18 protein-coding genes are annotated in these 19,361 nt (G+C 67.9%); 12 read left to right on the forward strand and 6 right to left on the reverse strand.

Annotation, left to right across the window (positions count from 1 at the left end; translation table 11 throughout):
* Positions 1 to 152 precede the first annotated feature (152 nt).
* From DEJ06_RS06070 to DEJ06_RS06100, 7 genes are all read left to right on the forward strand, one after another.
* Positions 153 to 986 carry an enoyl-CoA hydratase/isomerase family protein gene (locus DEJ06_RS06070; RefSeq protein ID WP_111038736.1) on the forward strand — a complete coding sequence of 278 codons (834 nt, stop codon included), beginning with the start codon at positions 153 to 155 and terminating at the stop codon, positions 984 to 986.
* Between the two features lie 49 nt (positions 987 to 1,035).
* Positions 1,036 to 1,875, forward strand: coding sequence for an MBL fold metallo-hydrolase (locus tag DEJ06_RS06075; protein WP_111038737.1), 840 nt, complete (start codon positions 1,036 to 1,038; stop codon positions 1,873 to 1,875).
* A 212-nt stretch (positions 1,876 to 2,087) separates the two neighbouring features.
* The gene (gene lpdA, locus DEJ06_RS06080) at positions 2,088 to 3,485 is read left to right on the forward strand and encodes a dihydrolipoyl dehydrogenase (protein WP_111038738.1); all 1,398 of its coding nucleotides are present in this window, start codon (positions 2,088 to 2,090) and stop codon (positions 3,483 to 3,485) included.
* Positions 3,486 to 3,620: 135 nt separating this feature from the next.
* Complete coding sequence (locus DEJ06_RS06085) at positions 3,621 to 4,361, forward strand: ABC transporter ATP-binding protein (RefSeq protein WP_111038739.1); 741 nt, start codon at positions 3,621 to 3,623, stop codon at positions 4,359 to 4,361.
* The gene (locus tag DEJ06_RS06090; protein WP_111038740.1) at positions 4,358 to 5,692 is read left to right on the forward strand and encodes a hypothetical protein; all 1,335 of its coding nucleotides are present in this window, start codon (positions 4,358 to 4,360) and stop codon (positions 5,690 to 5,692) included. Before DEJ06_RS06085 ends, DEJ06_RS06090 begins: the two co-directional genes overlap by 4 nt.
* A 598-nt stretch (positions 5,693 to 6,290) precedes the next feature.
* Positions 6,291 to 6,686, forward strand: a complete 396-nt coding sequence (locus DEJ06_RS06095) for an excisionase family DNA-binding protein (RefSeq protein ID WP_111038741.1) — start codon at positions 6,291 to 6,293, stop codon at positions 6,684 to 6,686.
* Positions 6,687 to 6,749: 63 nt separating this feature from the next.
* Positions 6,750 to 7,826 (forward strand): DUF3039 domain-containing protein, encoded by a 1,077-nt coding sequence (locus DEJ06_RS06100; protein ID WP_111038742.1) that lies wholly within the window; start codon positions 6,750 to 6,752, stop codon positions 7,824 to 7,826.
* A 134-nt stretch (positions 7,827 to 7,960) separates the two neighbouring features.
* Here the strand turns inward: DEJ06_RS06100 and DEJ06_RS06105 are convergent, their stop codons facing one another.
* From DEJ06_RS06105 to DEJ06_RS06130, 6 genes are all read right to left on the reverse strand, one after another.
* Positions 7,961 to 8,650: a hypothetical protein gene (locus tag DEJ06_RS06105; RefSeq protein WP_146245799.1), complete on the reverse strand. Its 690-nt coding sequence runs from the start codon at positions 8,648 to 8,650 to the stop codon at positions 7,961 to 7,963.
* A 152-nt stretch (positions 8,651 to 8,802) separates the two neighbouring features.
* On the reverse strand, positions 8,803 to 9,066 hold the full coding sequence (locus tag DEJ06_RS06110; protein WP_111038744.1) for a type II toxin-antitoxin system Phd/YefM family antitoxin: 264 nt from the start codon (positions 9,064 to 9,066) through the stop codon (positions 8,803 to 8,805).
* Entirely contained in the window at positions 9,066 to 9,725 is a 660-nt protein-coding gene (locus DEJ06_RS06115; RefSeq protein WP_146245800.1) for a hypothetical protein, read from the reverse strand. Before DEJ06_RS06115 ends, DEJ06_RS06110 begins: the two co-directional genes overlap by 1 nt.
* Positions 9,718 to 10,608: a metallophosphoesterase gene (locus DEJ06_RS06120; protein ID WP_111038746.1), complete on the reverse strand. Its 891-nt coding sequence runs from the start codon at positions 10,606 to 10,608 to the stop codon at positions 9,718 to 9,720. The genes DEJ06_RS06115 and DEJ06_RS06120 overlap by 8 nt, the downstream gene beginning before the upstream one ends.
* Complete coding sequence (locus DEJ06_RS18015) at positions 10,605 to 11,003, reverse strand: hypothetical protein (RefSeq protein WP_146245801.1); 399 nt, start codon at positions 11,001 to 11,003, stop codon at positions 10,605 to 10,607. The genes DEJ06_RS06120 and DEJ06_RS18015 overlap by 4 nt, the downstream gene beginning before the upstream one ends.
* Before the next feature lie 100 nt (positions 11,004 to 11,103).
* Entirely contained in the window at positions 11,104 to 11,373 is a 270-nt protein-coding gene (locus tag DEJ06_RS06130) for a hypothetical protein (RefSeq protein ID WP_146245802.1), read from the reverse strand.
* Positions 11,374 to 11,862: 489 nt separating this feature from the next.
* Here DEJ06_RS06130 and DEJ06_RS06135 point away from each other — a divergent pair, with 489 nt between their 5' ends.
* The 5 genes from DEJ06_RS06135 (at position 11,863) to DEJ06_RS06155 (ending at position 18,609) form a co-directional block, all read left to right on the forward strand.
* On the forward strand, positions 11,863 to 12,111 hold the full coding sequence (locus tag DEJ06_RS06135) for a hypothetical protein (RefSeq protein ID WP_111038749.1): 249 nt from the start codon (positions 11,863 to 11,865) through the stop codon (positions 12,109 to 12,111).
* Positions 12,112 to 12,567: 456 nt separating this feature from the next.
* On the forward strand, positions 12,568 to 13,281 hold the full coding sequence (locus DEJ06_RS06140; RefSeq protein ID WP_111038750.1) for a hypothetical protein: 714 nt from the start codon (positions 12,568 to 12,570) through the stop codon (positions 13,279 to 13,281).
* Positions 13,278 to 15,446: a Mu transposase C-terminal domain-containing protein gene (locus DEJ06_RS06145; protein ID WP_111038751.1), complete on the forward strand. Its 2,169-nt coding sequence runs from the start codon at positions 13,278 to 13,280 to the stop codon at positions 15,444 to 15,446. The genes DEJ06_RS06140 and DEJ06_RS06145 overlap by 4 nt, the downstream gene beginning before the upstream one ends.
* A gap of 2 nt (positions 15,447 to 15,448) precedes the next feature.
* Positions 15,449 to 16,612 (forward strand): ATP-binding protein, encoded by a 1,164-nt coding sequence (locus DEJ06_RS06150; protein WP_111038752.1) that lies wholly within the window; start codon positions 15,449 to 15,451, stop codon positions 16,610 to 16,612.
* Positions 16,609 to 18,609 (forward strand): TniQ family protein, encoded by a 2,001-nt coding sequence (locus DEJ06_RS06155; RefSeq protein ID WP_111038753.1) that lies wholly within the window; start codon positions 16,609 to 16,611, stop codon positions 18,607 to 18,609. Before DEJ06_RS06150 ends, DEJ06_RS06155 begins: the two co-directional genes overlap by 4 nt.
* The last annotated feature ends 752 nt before the right edge of the window (positions 18,610 to 19,361 follow it).

The following is a 19,361-nucleotide window of genomic DNA, read 5'->3' on the forward strand; positions in this document are numbered from 1 at the left end:
AGGTCTGCGCTGTCGGACGCGCGATCACGCGGGAGGTCCGACCATGCCTCCGAGACACCGCGTGCTGGCGTTCTGGATGCCCCTGTCCGGGGCAGGCTCCCCGTCAGCACCCGACCTACGCTCAGCCTCGTCCTCAAACGATCGGAGTCCTGATGCCCCCCGTCCAGTTCACCCGCGAGTCACCCGCAGTCGGCCGGATCACCTTCTCGAACCCTCCAGTCGGATTCGTGACGGGTAAGGCCGTCCGCGACCTCATCGACATCGTCCAGAGCCTCGCCAGCGACGACGAACTGAAGGTCCTCGTCTTCGACAGCGCCGACGAGGACTACTTCCTCAACCACTTCGACCTGGCGCACCTGAACGAGTTCCCCGGCGGTCCGGCATGGATGGACCTGGTCGTCTCGCTGTCCCAGGCGCCTTACGTCACGATCGCGCTCATCCGAGGGCGCACACGCGGAGGCGGCAACGAACTCGCCCTCGCTCTGGACCTTCGCTACGCCAGCCGGGAGCGCGCCCTGTTCGGGCAGCCCGAGGTCGGCACCGCACTCGTGCCCGGTGGCGGAGGAACGGAACGCCTGCCTCGCCAGATCGGCAGGGACCGAGCGCTGGAGGTGGTTCTCACAAGCGCCGACTACGACGCGGAGACCGCCGAGCGATGGGGCTGGGTGACCCGGACTCTCAATGACGAGATGCTCGACGACTACGTGGCGGGCGTGGTCGACCGACTCGCCTCGTTCGATCGGACGGCACTCGCCACGGCGAAGGCCATGGTGAACCGGTCCGCGCTCCCCTCGGAGGCCGAGCTGGAGTCGGCGTACAAGACGTTCCAGGCCCTGACCGCCTCACCGTCTTTCCGGGCCCGCGCCGCCAGCAACGACGCGCCTGCGCTCACCGAGGAGCAGCTCGTTGCCTCGGAACGGAACCTCGGCGACTTCATCGGCGCCGCGGCGCGCAAGCGCGCTGCGGCCGAGGCAGCAGCCCGCTGACCGGCCACTGCCACCCCGTCCGCACGGATCTGACACGTAAGGAAGACCTTTGAGCAACTTGGAATTCGCCGTCAAGCACGCGGAACGCGTCGGCGTCACCCGCGACCTGCCGTACGGCGATGAGGACCTACGTCGAGTGGCGAACAGCGCGACGCTGATCTACGGAGACGATGAGGCGCTGCTGGTCGATTCGTTCACGACACGTGAGCAGAACGATGAGCTGGTCGAATGGGTCCGCTCGTTCGGCAAGCGACTGACCAGGATCTACATCACCCACGGGCACGGCGACCACCTGTTCGGGCTGAACCAGCTCCTGGCCGCGTTCCCCGACGCCGAAGCGGTCGCAACCCCTGAAACAATCGACACCGCCCGCCACCAGGGCAGCGACGAGTACATGGCATCGTTCTGGGACGCCCTCTTCCCCGGTCAGATCGCCCGCCCGATTGTGTTCCCCACACCGCTGACCGGCGACCGCCTCGACGTCGAGGGACACGAGATCCGTGTGATCCCCACCGGGCACACCGACACCGAGTTCACCACGGCCGTGTGGGTGCCAGAACTTCGCCTCCTCGTCGCAGGCGACGCCGTCTACGACGAGACGCACACCTACCTCGCCGAGACCAGCGCAGAGTCCCGAGAGGCGTGGGCGGCGACCCTCGACCGTCTCAGCGCGCTCCGGCCCGCCGCGATCGTCGCCGGCCACGGATGGCCCGGCCGGACCGTCGGTCCCGATGCGATCGATGCGACCGCGACGTACCTCCGCGACTTCAACGTCGAGGCGGCCCGCGCTGCGACCGCGGAGGACCTCTTCGACGCGATGATGCGCAAGTACGGCGACCGACGGAACCCGGGATCGCTCTGGGGCGGCGCGAAGCGTGCGATGAGCTGACCGCTGCTCCAACGGGCTCGGGCGCCGGCGCTGCCCGAGCCCCGCACCGTCTACCCGACAGTCGTGGCGTGAGAGCTGAGAACCCGGCTCCCCGCCGAACACGGGAACGCCCAGGGCGTCGCAGCCCCGGGCCGAAAAGCGACCGACACCAACCCGGCATGCTCCTCCGCCCTGCGGACAACAGGCCACGAACGCTGGCAGGAAAGCAGACCATGGTCCACCACGACCTCATCGTCCTCGGCGCGGGCCCGGGCGGATACGTCGCCGCCGTTCGAGCGGCGCAGCTCGGGCTCGACGTCGCCGTCGTCGAGGAGAAGTACTGGGGCGGGGTGTGCCTGAACATCGGGTGCGTTCCCGCCAAGGCGCTGATCCGCAACGCGGAGATCGTTCGCGCCGTCACGCAGGACGCCGCCGCGTTCGGAATCTCCGGCGAGGTCTCCGTGGACTATGGGACGGCGTTCGATCGCAGCCGCAAGGTCAGTGACGCCCGCGCGAAGGGCGTGAAGTTCCTCATGCGGAAGAACGGCATCACGCAGTACGACGGCCGCGGCACCTTCACAGACCCGACACGACTCCGCGTCGACCTGCACGACGCCTCCGTCGAAGAGCTGTCGTTCCGGTACGCGATCATCGCCACCGGTTCCACGACCCGGCTGCTGCCCGGCGTCACCCTCTCCGAGAACGTCGTCACCTACAAGGAAGTGATCCTGGCACGAGAGCTGCCGGCGTCCATCGTCATCATCGGAGCCGGTGCGATCGGCCTCGAGTTCGCGTACATCCTCCGGAACTACGGGGTGCAGGTCACCGTCATCGAGTACTTCGACAGACCCCTCCCGAACGAAGACGTCGACGTCTCCAAGGAAGTGCGACGGCAACTCCGGAAGCTCGACGTGCCGATTCTCACGTCGACTCGCGTCCACACGGTCAGTGACGACGGCTCGCAGGCCCACGTGACTTACAGAGGGCCGGACGGTGCAGAAGGCGCCATCAGCGCCGACAAGGCCCTCGTCGCAGTCGGATTCGCTCCCAATGTCGACGGATTCGGCTTGGAACGCACAGGCGTCGCCGTCGACGACCGAGGCGCGATCGGCGTCGACAACGTCATGCGCACGAGCGTGCCGCACATTTTCGCGATCGGCGACGTCACCGCGAAGCTGCAGCTGGCACATGTCGCCGAAGCGCAGGGCCTCGTCGCGGCGGAGACCATCGCCGGCGCGGAGACCATGCCGATCGACGACTACCGGATGATGCCTCGCGCCACCTACCTCCAACCGCAGGTGGCGAGCTTCGGTCTCACCGAGCAGCAAGCCCGTGACGCCGGACACGACGTCGTCGTCGCGACGTTCCCCATGGCAGCGAACGCGAAAGCGCAAGCGCTCGGAGACCCCTCTGGGTTCGTCAAACTCATCGCCGATCGAACCCACCTCGAACTCCTCGGCGGACACATGGTGGGGCACGACGTCTCCGAACTGCTGCCCGAACTCACGCTCGCACAGAAATGGGACCTCACGGCGCTCGAACTCGGCCGGAACGTGCACACCCATCCCAGCCTCTCGGAATCGCTGCAAGACGCATTCCACGGACTTCAGGGACATTTCATCAACATCTGACGACGACGGGCGGGGCCCCGCACCCGCGCGCCGACGGTCGAGACGCCTTCCAGCCACGACCGATCACGAGTCGCAGCCTTCGCTCCTGCGCCGAACCCGCCGCCCATCTCCCTCAAAAGAACAACCGAGGATCACATGACCCACACCGTCGAAGCGCGAGACGTCCGGAAGGGATACCCGGACGCCACGGGACGCCGCACCGAGATCATCCGAGGAGTGTCGCTGGACGTCGCCCCGGGCGAGATGGTCAGCATCGTCGGCCCAAGCGGGTCGGGTAAGTCCACGCTTCTGTACGGCCTCTCGGGGCTGGAGCCCGCGGACGCAGGGACCGTCACCATCGACGGCGTCGACATCGGAGCCCTGTCGCCAACACGACTGGCGCGGTTCCGTCGGGAGAAGGTGGGCTTCGTCTTTCAGTCGTACAACCTGATTCCCGCGCTCACCGTCCGCGAGAACGTGACGTTGCCGCTGCGTCTGGCGCGTGGCCGCGTCGTCGAAAGCGAAGTGCAGGCCGCGTTGGCGGCCGTCGGGATCGCCGAGCTGGCGCACCAGCGCCCCGGTGCGCTCTCCGGCGGGCAGCAGCAGCGAGTCGCGATCGCCCGCGTCCTCGTCACCAGTCCACGCGTAGTCTTCGCCGACGAGCCGACAGGGGCGCTCGACACGGTCACGGGATCCGTCGTGCTGGACCTGCTTCGCGAGAGCGCCCGAGGCGACCGGTCCGTTGTCATGGTCACCCACGACCTCGACGCCGCAGCCCGCGCGGACCGCGTGCTGGTCCTCCAAGACGGACTCATCCGCGAGGAACTGCGAGACCCGGATCCGCGCATCGTGTTCGATGCCGTAGCTCGCGCCTCTGCGTGGAGGACCGGCCAGTGATCCGACTCGTGTTCGCCGACGCGCTCCTCAACTGGCGGATCTGGGTCGGGGCGTTCGTTGTCGCCGTCGCGGCGACCGCGGCCGGCGCGGTGCCAGCCACCCTGCTACGCACCGCGATCGACACCGGGGGGCGAGCCTCCCTCGGGCTCGACGCGATCGCCGGGACCGTCATCGCGTTCACCACCGTGGCGGTGGTGGTCGTCGTCAACGGGATCATGCGCGCTACGGTCGGGCTCCAACTCCGGTCCTACGCGCTCTGGCGGATCGCCGGCGTCACGCCGAATGCGGTCCGCCGCGTGGTGTCCGGACAGCTCGCGATCGTCAGCGCCGCGGGCGCGCTCGTCGGAGCAGGAGTGGCCGCTGCCGCGCCGGCGTTCGTCGAGGTGCAGCTGCGGCAGGCGAGCGGCCTTGACGGTGTCCGACCCGCCGTAACTGCCTTCGACCAGACCGTCGTCGCCCTCGTGGTGGTCGCCGTCTCCGTGGCCGCCGGCTTCCGTGCGACGGCGGCCGCCGCGTCGACGCCTGCCGTCACGGTCCTGCGCGACGCCGGCGGGACCCGGCCTCCCCGCCGGACGCTGCGCGTGCTGGGAGCGCTCGCACTCGTCGCGTTGGCGGTCCAGATGGTCGTGAGCCTGCCCTCCTCGCTATCGGCCGGGGCACCAGCGGCGGTCCTGATCGGACCTGTCCTCATAGCCGCGCTCAGCGCCGTCGCCCCGTTCGTCGCGCCGGCGCTGATGACCGCCTGGACAGCCTTGGTCCCGGCGCGGATGTCCGCGTCCTTCGTGGTCGCAAGGGCCCTCGTCCTGCACGCCACCGACCGCAGTGTCACCACGGTGAGCGCCCTGATCGTCGCGATCGGCTTGCCCGTCACCCTCGACGCCGGCCGCCGCACCGTCGCGACGGCACTCGGCGGCCAGCCAACGGACGGAACCGGCGCCCTTGCTCTGGTGCTCGGCGGCCCGGTCCTGCTCGCCGCGGTCGGAGCCGCCGCGGCGGCGTTCATGGCTTCGCGCACACGTGGACGGGATCAAGCATTGCTGCGTGCCGCCGGCGCGACGGAGGGATTCACCATCCGCGTGGCCGTGTCGGAAGCGGTCGTGCACGTCGTCAACGCCGCAATCATCGCCGTCCTCCTCACCTTGGTGACCGTCATCGCCGAAGCGGCCGCCTTCACCGCCGCAGGCGTACCGGCGAGTCCTGTGTTGCCGGTCGGCACACTGGTGGCCGCGATCGCCGCGACGGCGCCGCCGATGGTCGTCGCGACCTTGGTCCCAGCGCTGCTGAGCGAGCGACGAAGCCTCCGAGAGCGGCTCGCCGCCGCCGACGCCTGACGGGGAATACCCCGCTCGAATCACCGCGCCGCTCTCGGAGCGACCGGCCAGCGCGGACCGGCCCGCGCTAGGAGGGCTTGCTCGCGAGCCGAAACGTCACCCGGAGGCGGCGCGGCGCGGGAAGGTCGGTCGAATGAGCTGCTGCGAAGACGCTTCCAATCCCGCGGTCAGTGGACACGCCTGAGAGTGCGGAGCCTCGCGTCGGACGCACCGTGGACAAACTTGGTCACACAGCCTATTTTGGAGGCGGAACCCATCAGGGGAACCGGTCGAAGCGCTCTCGAGTCGGCAGGAGGCTCGCGCTCCGCGCCGTTGGTCGTCGGCGGCCTCACCTCCCGCCGGCGACCAACAGGCCGGACTCGCACGATCGCACGCGTGCTCTGCGGCATAGGGGTGAAGCGCGTCCTCTCTGGCGGCGTCGCGGCGTCGGGGCGTCGGGGCGTCGCGGCGTCGCGGCGTCGCGTGAAGCGGGCGGCGATGGAGGACGACGCGCGGCTCGGGCTTGCGTGGACGTGTTACTTCTGTGACACTTGAATCCGAGCGGTGTAGGTTCTCCAATACCTCCCGCCAACGCATCCACCACGCATCGAAGGCAACGATGACCGCCACGCTTAGTGCATCCGACGTTCCCGCGACCGAGCTGAACCAGTTGGAGTCGCTCCAGCGATCCCTTCCCGAGGCCTCGCCGCTTCGATCGACGCTGGCGAAGCTTTCCGACGACTTGCGGCAGGGTTCGGACGTGTTCGTCTGGGGCGACGACGAGCTGGTGACGACGACGGTCGCGGCGAAGGTGATCGGCGTCAGCCGGCCGCACCTCTACAAGATCCTCGATTCCGGCGCGCTGCAGTACACGAACGCCGGACGTGACCGCCGCGTCCGCGTCGCGGACCTGCACGCTTACGTCGCCAAGACGAACGCCGCGCGTCGCGCCGACGCCGAGTACCTCGCCAACCGGGGAGAGGGGAACGCTTCCCTCGTCGACTTGATCGACTGATCGGACGCGCTCCCCCGAAAGGCCCGACGGTTCGCCGTCGGGCCTTTCGCTTAGGCTGAACGCATGCCGCTAGAGCGACGCGTGACGTTGCGCTGTCTCACCGAGGACCTCCACACCGACTGGGGCGTCGCCGACCACAAGCGTGCCGTCGCGGAGCTGAGCAGCCGCGCCGAGCGAGTCGCTTCTGGCAACGCGACGGACAGCCATGTCGCCGAAGTGCTGGAGCGCCTGCCGGAACTGAACCGGTTGGACCACCCGATCGTCCGGCACTTCGACGAAGCGTTCGCGGGGGACGTGGACGTGCGCGAGAGCATCACTGGGCTCAAGGACCCGCACTGGTGGAAGCAGAAGACAAATCGGTGGCGAGGGGCAGCGACCGACCACGCCGTCGTCGACGCCGGCTCCGTGTGGCTGTGCGCCGCGGGCTTGCGCGCGGGGGGCGAGCGGACGAAAGACTTCTACGCCCGGTTCATGGACCGGATCCAGCGCGTCGGCGCAGCGTCCGTACTGCCGACGGACGCGGACCGAGTGGTCAGCCGCACGTCGGGGAAGCTCAACGCCATCAGCGCTTGGTCGCTGCAGGTGCAGGTCACGGTGCTCACGCTCCTACACGCGGCGAAGAACCACAACGCCGGCGGAGCGAGTGTGACGATTCCGGCACCGTCGCGGTCGGGGGATGGAGCGGCGTCCGTGGAGGTCTCCTTGGACCTCGCGATCGAGGAGGTCGACGGTGACGAGATGGTGGAATGCCTTCTCACTGTGACTGCTCTCGGTCATGAGAACGGCCGCTGGGCGGAGGAGGTCGCCTTCAAGGCCCGTGGCATCCTCAACCCGGACGCCGCGCTTTGGCGACTCAGCGTCACTGGTGACACGTCGATCACGCACTCGGCAATGCTGGACGACGCCGTCTTCTCGCTCGCGAGCGACGTCGCCGCGGGCGAGCCCCTCACCGCCGCCGCGTCACAGGGCCTGCGTCTGGGCACAGTGGCTCATTACTCGCCGCGTGAACAGCTCACGGACGCGACGGTGGACGGCGTGGCGGTTCCGGCGCTCTGCGGGTACTGGTTCGTTCCGATGCGAGACCACGAGGGACTCGAGGTATGCCCGACCTGCGCCGCCGCTCACGCGTCGTTGGCGTGACTGTGGTCTCGGAAAGGTGCCGAAGCCTGGACAGCGGGGCAGGGCGACCATCGGTCGGTCGGGCATGGTGACGAGGCGACGGGGAAGCGTCGTTCCGGCCACCGTCGAGAAGTGACAGTGCACGTCGACGCGCATCAAGCGCCGTACTCACGCTCTGCCTGCCTCGGCCAGCCGCCAGCTCTCCCGATCAGGAATTCGTAGATCGTGTCGTCGTCCCGGGTGGTGTTTGCTGTCCGGCGCTGCGCGACGACGAAGTGATGCCGTAGTCGGTCCGGCCGGAGCGGGTACAAACGCCACATCGCCGAACTGAGCGCCTCAGCCACTCTGTCGAGGTCCCCGGTGGCGTCGTAGCCCCGCGCCAGTGTCGCTTCTGGGGTGAGGTACGGGAAACGGTCAATCCACACGACGTCAGCCCGGGGCACGGGTTCGACGACGACCTCGACCTCGTCGTCCGATCGCACCCTGTCAGTCGGAACCGGCACGTAGAGTTCGGGCCCCCAAACGAGTCCTTCTATGCCCCATTTCGCGCATGCGGCACCACCGCCGATGACAGCGATCGTGTCGTCTGCGTCGCGGTCCCGGCGTGATCGTTGTGTCAGAGTGAGGTTGGGCTCGAGCGCGAGCCACCGTGCCTGCGCCTCGAGGACCCGGTCCCAACCGGGCAGGCGTCCGGTCGCGGCATGCACCCAGACGGTGGGCAACACCTGCTCGATCTCCTCGCGGGCGGCCATCGCACGAAGACCGACCTCGGCGGTGGTGTGGCCGAGCCGCTGTGCGATCTGTTCCAGAGTGACGATGCCCTCCTGCGTGGCGGCGAGCGTCACCACCAACGGTCGGACGCGGTCAGCGGCCCGCCGCCCGCTGGTCGCGCGGATGACGCGCTCTGCTCGAGCCTCGCTTCGCCCGCTGCGTGCGGGCGTGCGGCCTGCCCATCGGGGCTGTCGCCGTGGCCGGAGCGACCGCGCTTCGGGGAGCATCATGACCGAAACGGCGCGATGACCGCGATCGGGCGACCGTGGAAGGTCAAGATGAGTCGGATGCCGTCTGCGACGTCCCGCAGCACACCGTTCGTCTGTCGTCGAAGTGCGGTCGCGCTCACAGTGCTGACGCCAGTGGGCAGCTCGGGGACCTGGCCGCCGCTGAACTCACGAAGCAGCCACGGCACGAGGTCGCTCGGAAGCACGCCAAGCGCGTTCGCGACGTACGCGAGGTCGGGGTCCGGGATCGGCGCGTCGGACATCAGGGGTTCCTCCTGATCAGTGAGGGGTCTGGGAGCAGAGTCACCAGCCGGCGCCCAGCGGTGCTTCGGTCGAGCATCTCGACGAGATGGTGCCGGTCGAGCCGTTCCCGACTCGGCGGCTTCGCGAGAAGGGCAGCCAGTACTGACCTGGGGGTCGCTCCAAGCAGAAGCGCGTCACTGATGGTGCGTTCCAGGGACGTGTAGGGGTAGCCGCCCCGCGCGACCATCACGTCTGTGTCGTCGACGTCGCCGAGCATCCAATCGCTGCCGTCGGTGGGCCATGTCGCGTCGGCGCAGACCCATAGCAACGGGTCGATGGCCAGGGCGAGGCCGAAGCGGCGTGCGGCAGAGGACCCTCCGATGACCGCGCGGCGCGGGCGGGCACCGTCGCAGCGGTCGCGGTTGAGGGTCTCGCCGTCGGTGGCGATCCAGCTCGCCCGTGCCCGTTGGTCGCTGTGTTCGGGGTGGGCTGCATGTCGGTACACGTCAGGGCGGACCGGCACGACCTCTCCTTGGCGGGCGAGATGGTCGAGTACGGTCGTCGCGCAGGGTAGGTCGAGCTGCGCCTGGTGGAAGAGGCCTTCCTGCTGAGCGGCGAGGCGCAGAATGCGGTCGCGGGACATGGCCAGTGTTCCCATTGCGGTGCGGGTGTCAGTCACGGCCGTCTCCCGCGAGGTCGTCTGCGGCGCGCACACTGTCAAGCCACCGCCAGGACAAGTCGGCGAGCGTGAGGATCCCAGCGTTGCCGACCGATGTCGCGTCCGCGAGGGAGTAGACGCGGCCGCCGTCAGGCAGCCGACAGGAGCCGGCGACGTCCATGTGGCCGTGGAACGTGACGGCCGGCCGGAGCCTGTCCCGTAGGGCGGAGACGACCTGACGCGAGTGCGTCGACTCCCGCAGATGGTCGAACCGTCGACGGCTGCGGTTCGATGCGAGACGGCGGGTGACCGGTGGGATGGGCGCGTCGGTGGCTTCATGGAGGAGCAGGACGTCGGCGGGTCCGCTCGCGGCGGCGTCGTCCGCCTCGGCCTGCGTCGGTGCTTCGTCGCGCCACCAATTCCGGCCTTCCGTCAGCGCGGCCTGATTCACGGACACGGCACCGCCGAAGGAGAGGAACCTCCGTCCGCCGAGCCCGAACCGGGCGCCTCGCGGCAGCATCCAGACGTGCTCGCTCACCTGCATGGGTCTACTCGGGTGCGCCTTCCACCAGGCGTTCATGCGTGCCCAGTCGTCGTGGTTGCCCGGCGTGACGAGGACCATGTCCACCTGATGCCGCCGGCATGCGCTGTCGATCGCGTTGAGAAAGGGCTCGTCTGTTCGCGCAGCTCCGGTCCGTATGTCGTCGGATGTGAAGCGGAGGTCGCCGAGCTGCAACACGCATCGCAGCGCGGGCTCGACGTACTTCAACCAGCCGATCTGCTTGACCGCGCGCCGAGCATGGCTTTCCCAATCTCCGGCGACGCCGACGACAACGGCCTCTGGATCCAGATCGGGCGGGTCCCCGGGGCCGCGGATGATGAGAGGGGACGTGGCGAGATTCATCGCTCACCGGTCGCGATCGACGCCTCGGCGATGACCGTGACGCGTTCTCCCTGTTCGGTGCGACGGAAGGCTGAGACGACGCCGGTGAGAGTGACCTGTTCCCCCGTGAAACCGCGCCGTCGCTCCAGTGCTGCTTCGACCGCTCCGCCGGACGGCAACGCGACCTTCACGAGCCACCGCGCCGGCCCGTCCGCGTCGACCGTTCGAGCGGGGCCACTGGCGCGAACGCGTCCGGTGACGGTGACCACTCGACCGATCTCGCCAAGCCAGCTGCCCGGCCGCCGCCCTTGCGCGTCACGCGAGCGCCTCGTCCCGAGATCGAGGTCGAGTTGCGCGGTGAGCGCGCGATTGACCGCTCGTAGTGCTCTTCGCCTATCGCCGGCGTCGATGCTCAAAGCCAGATCGTTGAGCGACCGCGAACGAGCACGGAGCAGGTTCTCTCGACGCCTGCCGGCCGCGTCGCCCCGACCGCATCGACGGTCGCAGGGCGAGCGCCTACACATCGGCCAGCCGGCTCTCGTGTAGCCGCCGACGAGTCACCGGAAGTTGGCCGGCCGCGAGGACGGCACCGAGCTGCAGCGTCCGTGGCGCCCAAGCCGGAACGAAGGAGACGTCGACGAGCGGTGGACGAACGGCTTCCACGATGCCCAGGAAGCATCGACCGTCGACGTGGCGCAGGACGACGGGCAGGTCGGTCGCCACACGCAACGCCACGTGGCCGTCCCGGTACAGCATGACCTCGCCCTGTCCTTCGCTCCACATCACGTCTCCTGACTGTCATCTGTCTCGGATCCGATCAAACGCGCGGTTCGTGTTCACCGGAATGCGCCCACCGTGCCATCGGAATGCGATTCGCGCAAGCGAGAAAACTCGCCCCGCAGAAATGATCGTCAATGCGGAAGGGGGTCGCCGCGACCGCCCGCGGGCATTCTTTGTATAGCAGTTTGCCCGTTCATTGCCACGACGCAGGTGACTTATCGACGGCAGTGGCTCGCGCGAAAAGTATCCTGCTGGGGAGCCAGAGCAGACGGTAGAATCGGCCGCACAAACGCTTGGTTCCGGTGCTCTCGGGTTGCTCGCGCGAGCCCCCGCAACAGCGAATGATTCGCAGTCATTCGATGCCCGGGGTCGGCGTACACAACATGGATTGGCTGGCGGCGCGCTTTTGGGAGAGGGCAGGGCCGCGGCCATTTTGTCACGCCTCGAAGTAGGTCGGCAAGGGCCGTTCATCCGCCCTGACGATCGAGGTGCACCATGAATCAGGTTCCAGAGAACGTGCCGAGTATCGGTTCTGCGCTGCAAGCCAAAGAGTGGGTCATCGAGCAGCTCCCGCTCGCGACCGCCGCGTTCCGCGAAGCGGAGCAGCGCCGTTTAGAGCTGATCGGTCTCGCTAGCGCGTTCGGACTTTCTACGCGTGAGATCGCGAAGCTCTCAGACGAGCCGCCGTCGTCGGTGGCGAGTTGGGCGAGGAAGGTTCTGGCGCAGCACTCCGACGCGTCGTGACGGCGGCGCTGCTGCGGCCGCCGCAACCTGACAAACACCCGCGACTCTTGTGACGGTCCCCCTCGTGATCAGCCGCGCGCACGTGGGCGGACTGCGCGGCCGAACACTGGTGAACAGGTCCGATCGGAAGCGGAGCGCTTGGAGGTTTCGACCGGAAATGCGCATTTCGGGCGCGCTGTTCCGCGCTCCAGGCGTCGGTAAGTTCCCGACGAGCGGTGTGTCGTCCGGACGCGCCGCGGGGAAGGAGCAGGCGCGTTGGCACCCCTGTTGGACCTGCCGCCGTCGGAATGGTCGAGCGTCTTACGGTCCGGCCCGACCGGGTCAGTCCTGGAGTTACGCGCGGCGTTGACGGTCCTGAGAGCGCAGATCCGATTGCAGGAGGGCAGTCGTGCCCGGCTGCACCGTCCGATCCGGGGAGCGAGGCGTGTCCGGTTCCCGGAACGCGTCGCTGGCGACATGACCGTCCGAGTGCTGTTCACGTTCGATGGACGCGTAGGACAGGCGCGTACGCTTTCCACGGTCTCCCTCCGTGACCTCGCGTTGTGCCACCCCACGCGGGACTACTCGCGGCGCGCGCATCAGCTCAACAAACCAGTCGCGTTCTTCAGCAGGACCGTCGGTGACCTCGTCATGTGCGAGTCACAGCACGAGCGGAGGTTCGCGCAGCTGGCGGACTGGGCGCCGGGCGTGGTGCACATCGCCGCGCAACCGTTCACCCTTGAATTCCCGGCCGGCGCGGACATCGACTCGCACACCCCGGACTTCGTGCTCCTCGATTCGTCGGGCCAAGTCCTCGCGGTCGACGTGAAACGCGCCGACGAGGCCCGCGACGAGGACATCGTGCGTCGCCACCAACTCATCACCGCCACCCTCGCGCGGGCGGGCATCCGTCATGTGGTGTGGACGGGCGTCCCAGAGTCGATTACGGACAACATCGCCGACTTCGCCGCCGCCCGAGTGCCGGACACGGTGCTCGCGGAACGCGCCCCGACCCTGCTCGAGGCGCACCACGACCGCATCACGCGCGACGAACTCGTGGCACGCGCCGTGCGGCTCGGGATGCGCGAAAGGGAGATGCTGGTGGTCCTCAGAAGGCTGCTCTGGGACCGAGTGTTCGCCATCGACCTGACGCGACGTCTCGACGGCGACTCGCAGGTGTACCTCCCATGAGTGAGGCACTGCGTTGGATGCGGGTCGGCCGACAACTCACGTGGGACGACGAACAGGTCGTCATCGAGTCTCTCGGCGAGGACGTGACACTCGCCGACGGTTTTGGCAAGACCATCGCGACGGTTCCGCTCGCTGACGCGCAAGCGGCCTTTCGCGGGGGCACGACTTCATCGCCGCGGTCCGTCCCGACAGAAGACGTGGAGGAGCGCCTCTCGCCGAAGGCGCTGGCGCGCTTGCACGCGGACCAGGAGCTGTTGCTGCTGATCAACACCGGCCTCGCGCCGAACGATCCCCCCCACATCCGGCCGCCGGCGCACCTCGACCCGACGAAGGTCGATCTGGGCACACGGGTGCGACGCATCGCCGAGCTGAACGCTCGAAAGCCGAGGACGTCCGGCAGCCGCAAGGGTTTTGTCGTCGATGTGAAATCGGAGATGCGTCGCATCGAACGCGTCCTTGAACGGTGGGCGGATGGCAGCCAGCAGCGCTTGATCGACCCTCGATACTTCAAGCCCCGCGGCTGGCGCGTCGAGGACACTGTGGTCGACGCGCTCTTCACGTTCCTCCGAGCACACCTGTTGCAGTCGACCACCACTGACACCGCCGCCGCCCGAGCGTTTCAGCTCGACTGCGAAGAGCGTGGGGTGGAATTCGTCCCACCTTCCTCTCCGACGCTGCGGCGGCTCGTCCGGGTTTTCCGGAACGGGTTCACTGAGCTGGGCGGCTCGGCCGCCAACCGCGCGTCCGCCGCCAACGTCCCTGATGCGTCCGAATGGCAGCGCCTCGCAACCCGGCCGGGCGAGCTGGTGCTGATCGACACGACGAAGTCGAACGTCTGGGTGAAGGATCCCCGCACCAAGCGCACGTACCGACTCGACCTCACGATCGCGATCGACTACGCCACGCGATGCATCGTCGGGATCGCGGTGACGCCCAATACGCCAGAGTTCGCGATCGGGCTCTGCTTGGCGGACATCCTCCGAGCCAAGAGCGCCGAATTCGTGGAGTCCTGGACCGCCTCCGGTGAACTGCCGTACCGCCAACCAGTGGTCGGCGTCCCGCAGCGATTCGAGGCGTTCTACTCGGAAGCGTTCCACCCCGACGGAGCCGTCACCGACAACGGCCGACCCTACGTCTCGACCTACACGACAGGGCAGTTCGCCCGCCTCGGGATTCACTACGAGCCGCAGCGCACCTACACGCCGACCGACAAGGCACAGATCGAACGGCTCTTCCTCACCATCAAGCTCCTCTTCGAGTCGCTGATGCCCGGCTTCACAGGCGGTTCCGTCCACGAGAAGGGCAAGCACGCTCGTGACGCCGCGGAGATGACGCCGCTGCAGTACGAGCGCCGCATCCGCCAGTGCGCCGACCTCTACAACCACCGAATCCACACCGGGCTCACACACCCGGACGACCCCTTCGCACGCTTCAGCCCGTACTCGATGTGGAGCGCCCTCATCGCGGAGACCGGCGCCCTGCCCGACGTGCCATGGGAGCACGACTGGATCCAGTTCCTGCCAAGCGAGGTGCGGAGCATCCGCGGCAACCGCGTCCGCGCGGCGAGGTTGGACTACCGGTCCCCGGCCCTCAAGGAACTCCGCGCCGACCAGGACGTGCTGATCAGCGGGAAGGTCCGTGTCTTCTACGACCCGACGGACCTGCGCCGGGCATGGGTATTCGGCGCCGACGGGGCACGCCACGTCGTGCGCTGGAAAGGTCTGCGTGCCGACACGCCCCGGTTCGGTCTCTTCGAGACGAACGGGCTTGCGGAAAAGCACGCAGACGAGAACCTCAGCGACGGCGACTTCGACAGGCTGCTGATCCTGCTGCTCGCAGGCAAACTCGACGGCGACGGAGTGGACAGGCTCTCATCCCACCGCGACCTGGAACAGACCCGCCTTCTCGAAGCTCAGACCGACAAGCTCACTGACGGCGCGGTCCTCGACGCCATGCGCGAGGAACACGACGACCCGCGACTGCTCGATCCCGACCCCGACGACCAGCGGTCCGGCAGAGACTCCGCGGCGGCACCGACGCTGCCGCCAGCTCCGGTCCGGATCGCTCTCGCGGGACCGCCGGTATCCGACGAGAACGGCGAACGTCCCACGGCTCCGAGGCAACCTCGCGTGGGCCTGAACACCCGCACTCGGCCAGGAAGGTGACCATGTCGACGTCGAAGGCGAGCTCCCTGAATCCTGACGCACCTCCCGGGCAGCCGTGCGTCCCAGACGAGCCGTGGTTGAGCCTTCTCGCGCCCGAGGACCGCGACTTCGTCTCGGGTGTCTTCAGCGACCGGATCGAGGACCCGGGCTTCAGAAGCCGGGCGCAACTCGAGCTGATGGATCCGTTCGATCGTGAGGACTACGACGACGCCCGGCTCGCGTACCTCAGGATGACCCCGCTGATCGAGACCACTGTCGTGTCCGATGTGCTCGGCGCGTTGGAGACCTCGGCGAAAACCGCCGCGAGGGTGCATCGACGCAGCGACCTCGTACAAGCGAAACTCCACTCGCAGGACATCCTCATCCTGGACGGCGACCCGGGCGTTGGGAAGACGATGATCTGCAGCGTCCACCTCGCGACCGAGATGATCAACAGCGCCCGCCGACGGTGGCGTGCCATGCAACGCGGCGAGGCCGACCACCTCGACGCGTTCCGGCCGGTCGCTTCCGTGACGCTCGACGGGCCGACGACCGGGAAGCAGCTCCTCACGCTCATATGCCAAAGCCTCGGACGCCCGGTCGACAAAGACCCGACCAGATCGTTCATCACAACCATCGAGCGGTGCGGACTGCAGCTGCTGTTCGTGGACGAAATCCACGCGGTCAACTTCGACCGCAAGACCGGCGACCACGTGCACCACATGATCAGGACGATCGCGAACAGAGGGGTCCGGGTCATCCTCGCCAGCAACGACATCGACTGGGTGCTCCAAAACCAGCGGACACCTGGGCAGGGCACCGGCGCGCGCATCTCTCGAGGACGTTGGGTGCCCCTCACCGTGTCCAAGCTCGAGATCGACACCGCCGCCGGACAGACCGAGTGGGCGGACCTGCTCGATGTATTCGAGAGCCGACTCCGCTTAACTGACCAGCCGCGACGTCCGGGCTGGCTGGCGGACGACTTCGGCCCCTACCTCTGGGCGAGCACCCAGGGATACATGAACGCCCTGGTCCGCCTCCTCAACGACGGGACCGCTCGCGCCATGGAGACCGGTGCCGAACGGCTCGACCGCAAACTGTTCGATTCGATCCCGCTGCAAGCAGAAGTGCAAACTCCCCGGGGTCGTCATGTCGCTCTCCACGACTCGGCCAACGCCACGCCATGACCGCTCGGCTCCTTCCCCCGATGCGGCTGAGCCCGCAGCTATCGCTCGTCCCCGGAGAATGGCTTCACACCGCGATCAGCCGATGGGCGCACGACACCTTCGGTGTGTCCCGGCGGGCACTCCTCGACGCGTTCGGACTCTCCAACCTCGCGGCGAGCACGATTCAAGCGCTGGGCGTACGCCTTCCAGTCGACATCCGCGACAACATCGCTGAAGCCACAGGCCTCCCTCCCCAAGCCCTCGACGACGCCACGATGTCGGCGCTGCACAATCGCATCCTCTGGCTCACCGAGACGCTCGACGGGTTCGCGGCGACATACCCACGTTGGGGACCCTGGCACTGGTTGAAAGGGACGCGGTTCTGTCCCGATTGCCTCCGCGAGGACCCGGGTGTCTTCGCGACGCTCTGGCGCTCCCCGTGGTCGTTCGTGTGCCTTCGGCATCGCAGGATCCTGCTCGACGCCTGCTCCGCATGCCTGAAACCGGTCGTCGAGATGACGGGACCGAACTCCGACGTCTTCGACCCGTCGACCTGCCGAGCGAACGTCGCTTCGCCGAGCGAAAAGGTCGAGCGCTGCGGGGCTTCTCTGACCGACACGTGGGAGCACCTACGGGCCCCGTCGGACTCGCTGATCATCTACGCGCAACACCGCATCTACAACCCGCCCCCGGAAGAGCACGCGCTCGATCAGATACTCACGCTCCAAGCGGCCGCGACCGGGCTCCGCGGCGGCCGGCAATACGACATGATCGCAAGCCTCGCGGGCGTCGAACCCGCCGACCTCGTCGGCCTGTTCGACGAAGAGCCTCATATCGGTGCGGCCCCGCCAAAGAGCGCCTTCGCTATGGCCGCCGTCACCGCCGCGGCATTCGCGCTCTCCTTGCGCGAGAACGCCGCCACGACCGCGATCATCCGACGGGCGACCTTCTCACGGGCTCCGGGGCACGTTCCTCGTGGAGCGGGCTACGCCGCGGGCTCTGCTGAGGAGATCCTCGACCGCTGGGGCAGCCCCACGACGCCGTTCGCCGGCAAAGTGCTGCGGGCGCACGACGAAGACCTCGGGCTTGGTGCGCGAGTGAAGTTCAACACGACGCAGTCTGCCGCCACTCGAGCAGTCACGCGAGACGCGATACGAGAGGCCGGTCGATCGCCGCTCCCAGCGACGCTCGATCGCGATGACGCGGTTCCCGGCCAGCTGTGGCCCCAGTGGGCGAACCGTCTCGACATAGGCGCGCCAGTCGAGCGGTGGGCGCTGGACAGCGCCCTCGCACGCGTCCTCCAGCGCATCGGACGCACCCACCCGAACGCGTCAGACCGGGAGCCGCAGACCGCCCGGCTGCTTCGCCCGCGAATGACCGGGTCGAAGGACCAGACCACGGCAATCCTGCGGGGACTGAGCGAACTCGTGGAGCGGCTCGTCCTCGGACCCACCCCGATCGACTACTCCCGTCGGCGAACGCTCGATTGGGGCGGGTTCCTCACGGGCACGAGGTGGGACCAGATCTGCGAGGCGTCCGGCCACCGCTCCGGGGGCGACCGCAGGCTCCTGCACGCGCGCCGCTTTCTGCACCAGCGCGCCTGCGGGACGCACGTGAACGCGCTTCCCGACGAGCTGCGAATCGGCCGCACGCGTGATGACGCACCGGAGTACACGATGTTCCGCACGACATTGACCCGTGAACTGCGTGACGGTCTCGACGAATTCGCCCACGCTGTGCTCCGGCATCAGGGGATCGACGAGCCGGTCACCTGGTCACCGCACTCCGAGACCGACATCGACTGGCCCGGCCTGGATCTTCACGACATCGACCTGCCGCGCCTCCACCGCCTCCTCAACGAGGGGCTCACCACGATGCGGGACCTCAGCCGGGAACTCCGACGGTCCGCCAACCACATCAGCCGCGTCCTAGACGAGCAGCCGCGGCGGACGGGGTCGCGCACGATGACACTCGACTGGTCGAACGACCTTCCGAACGCCGTGGTGACCGCGCTCTAGAACTCTGGCCGCTGAAGAAGCGACACGACCAACCCGCACCCTCAACCCGCCGCGACGGCGAACTGACGATTATAGAGATTATAGATCCCGCGGTCATTAGGCCTCCGCTCGTCCGCGGGATCCTGGTTGGCACCCTGCGACCCTGGCTGCGCCCATCCCTTCACGATCGCGTGCGACGAAGGTCACCACCCGTATGAGTCGCCTTCCTGCTTGCGCGAAGTGCCAGCCTCGGTGCCACCTTGGATCGACGGGGCAGCGGCATCTTCCGCCCACCAGCTCGACGGCGGACAAGAGTGCCCCGTGCACAGCGAGGTCCTCCTCGTACCGGACCGATGACGGGAGCCGCTGTTCAACCAGATAAGGTGCCTGATCAGGCAAAATCGCTGCGCGACGCTTTATGGCATCGGCAGCGACGACAAGTTGTTTGACGCGGCCCGAAAACAGAGGGGTCGCGACGACACTTTGTGGCGTCGTGCACAATGGGCTGTCGTCCGCCAGCTAACTTGTCCCACTGCCACTTGAGTTGTCTAGATGCGGGAACGGACACGTTGTTTCGAGTGGAAGGGACTTCGTCCGACGTGGGGGACCGACGATCCCCTCGCCTCCAGTCGTTCGTATAGGACGTGCCTGCGCTTCGATAAGCCTCGAGCTTCCTATACGAGTCACTATCGGACTCAAACGGGGCAGCGCGGTTGCGGGGCGGAAGGCAAAGCGTCCTCCCGATGGCCAACGAACGACCCGACTACGAGCAC

The organism is Curtobacterium sp. MCLR17_051 (assembly GCF_003234395.1).
In the GTDB taxonomy this organism is placed as follows: Bacteria; Actinomycetota; Actinomycetes; order Actinomycetales; family Microbacteriaceae; genus Curtobacterium; species Curtobacterium flaccumfaciens.

Coding starts and splice junctions, on each gene's coding strand:
- DEJ06_RS06070 (WP_111038736.1), top strand. CDS start 153: ATGCCCCCCGTCCAGTTCACCCGCGAGTCACCCGCAGTCGGCCGGATC.
- lpdA (WP_111038738.1), top strand. CDS start 2,088: ATGGTCCACCACGACCTCATCGTCCTCGGCGCGGGCCCGGGCGGATAC.
- DEJ06_RS06085 (WP_111038739.1), top strand. CDS start 3,621: ATGACCCACACCGTCGAAGCGCGAGACGTCCGGAAGGGATACCCGGAC.
- DEJ06_RS06095 (WP_111038741.1), top strand. CDS start 6,291: ATGACCGCCACGCTTAGTGCATCCGACGTTCCCGCGACCGAGCTGAAC.
- DEJ06_RS06100 (WP_111038742.1), top strand. CDS start 6,750: ATGCCGCTAGAGCGACGCGTGACGTTGCGCTGTCTCACCGAGGACCTC.
- DEJ06_RS06110 (WP_111038744.1), bottom strand. CDS start 9,066: ATGTCCGACGCGCCGATCCCGGACCCCGACCTCGCGTACGTCGCGAAC.
- DEJ06_RS06120 (WP_111038746.1), bottom strand. CDS start 10,608: ATGAATCTCGCCACGTCCCCTCTCATCATCCGCGGCCCCGGGGACCCG.
- DEJ06_RS06135 (WP_111038749.1), top strand. CDS start 11,863: ATGAATCAGGTTCCAGAGAACGTGCCGAGTATCGGTTCTGCGCTGCAA.
- DEJ06_RS06140 (WP_111038750.1), top strand. CDS start 12,568: ATGACCGTCCGAGTGCTGTTCACGTTCGATGGACGCGTAGGACAGGCG.
- DEJ06_RS06145 (WP_111038751.1), top strand. CDS start 13,278: ATGAGTGAGGCACTGCGTTGGATGCGGGTCGGCCGACAACTCACGTGG.
- DEJ06_RS06150 (WP_111038752.1), top strand. CDS start 15,449: ATGTCGACGTCGAAGGCGAGCTCCCTGAATCCTGACGCACCTCCCGGG.
- DEJ06_RS06155 (WP_111038753.1), top strand. CDS start 16,609: ATGACCGCTCGGCTCCTTCCCCCGATGCGGCTGAGCCCGCAGCTATCG.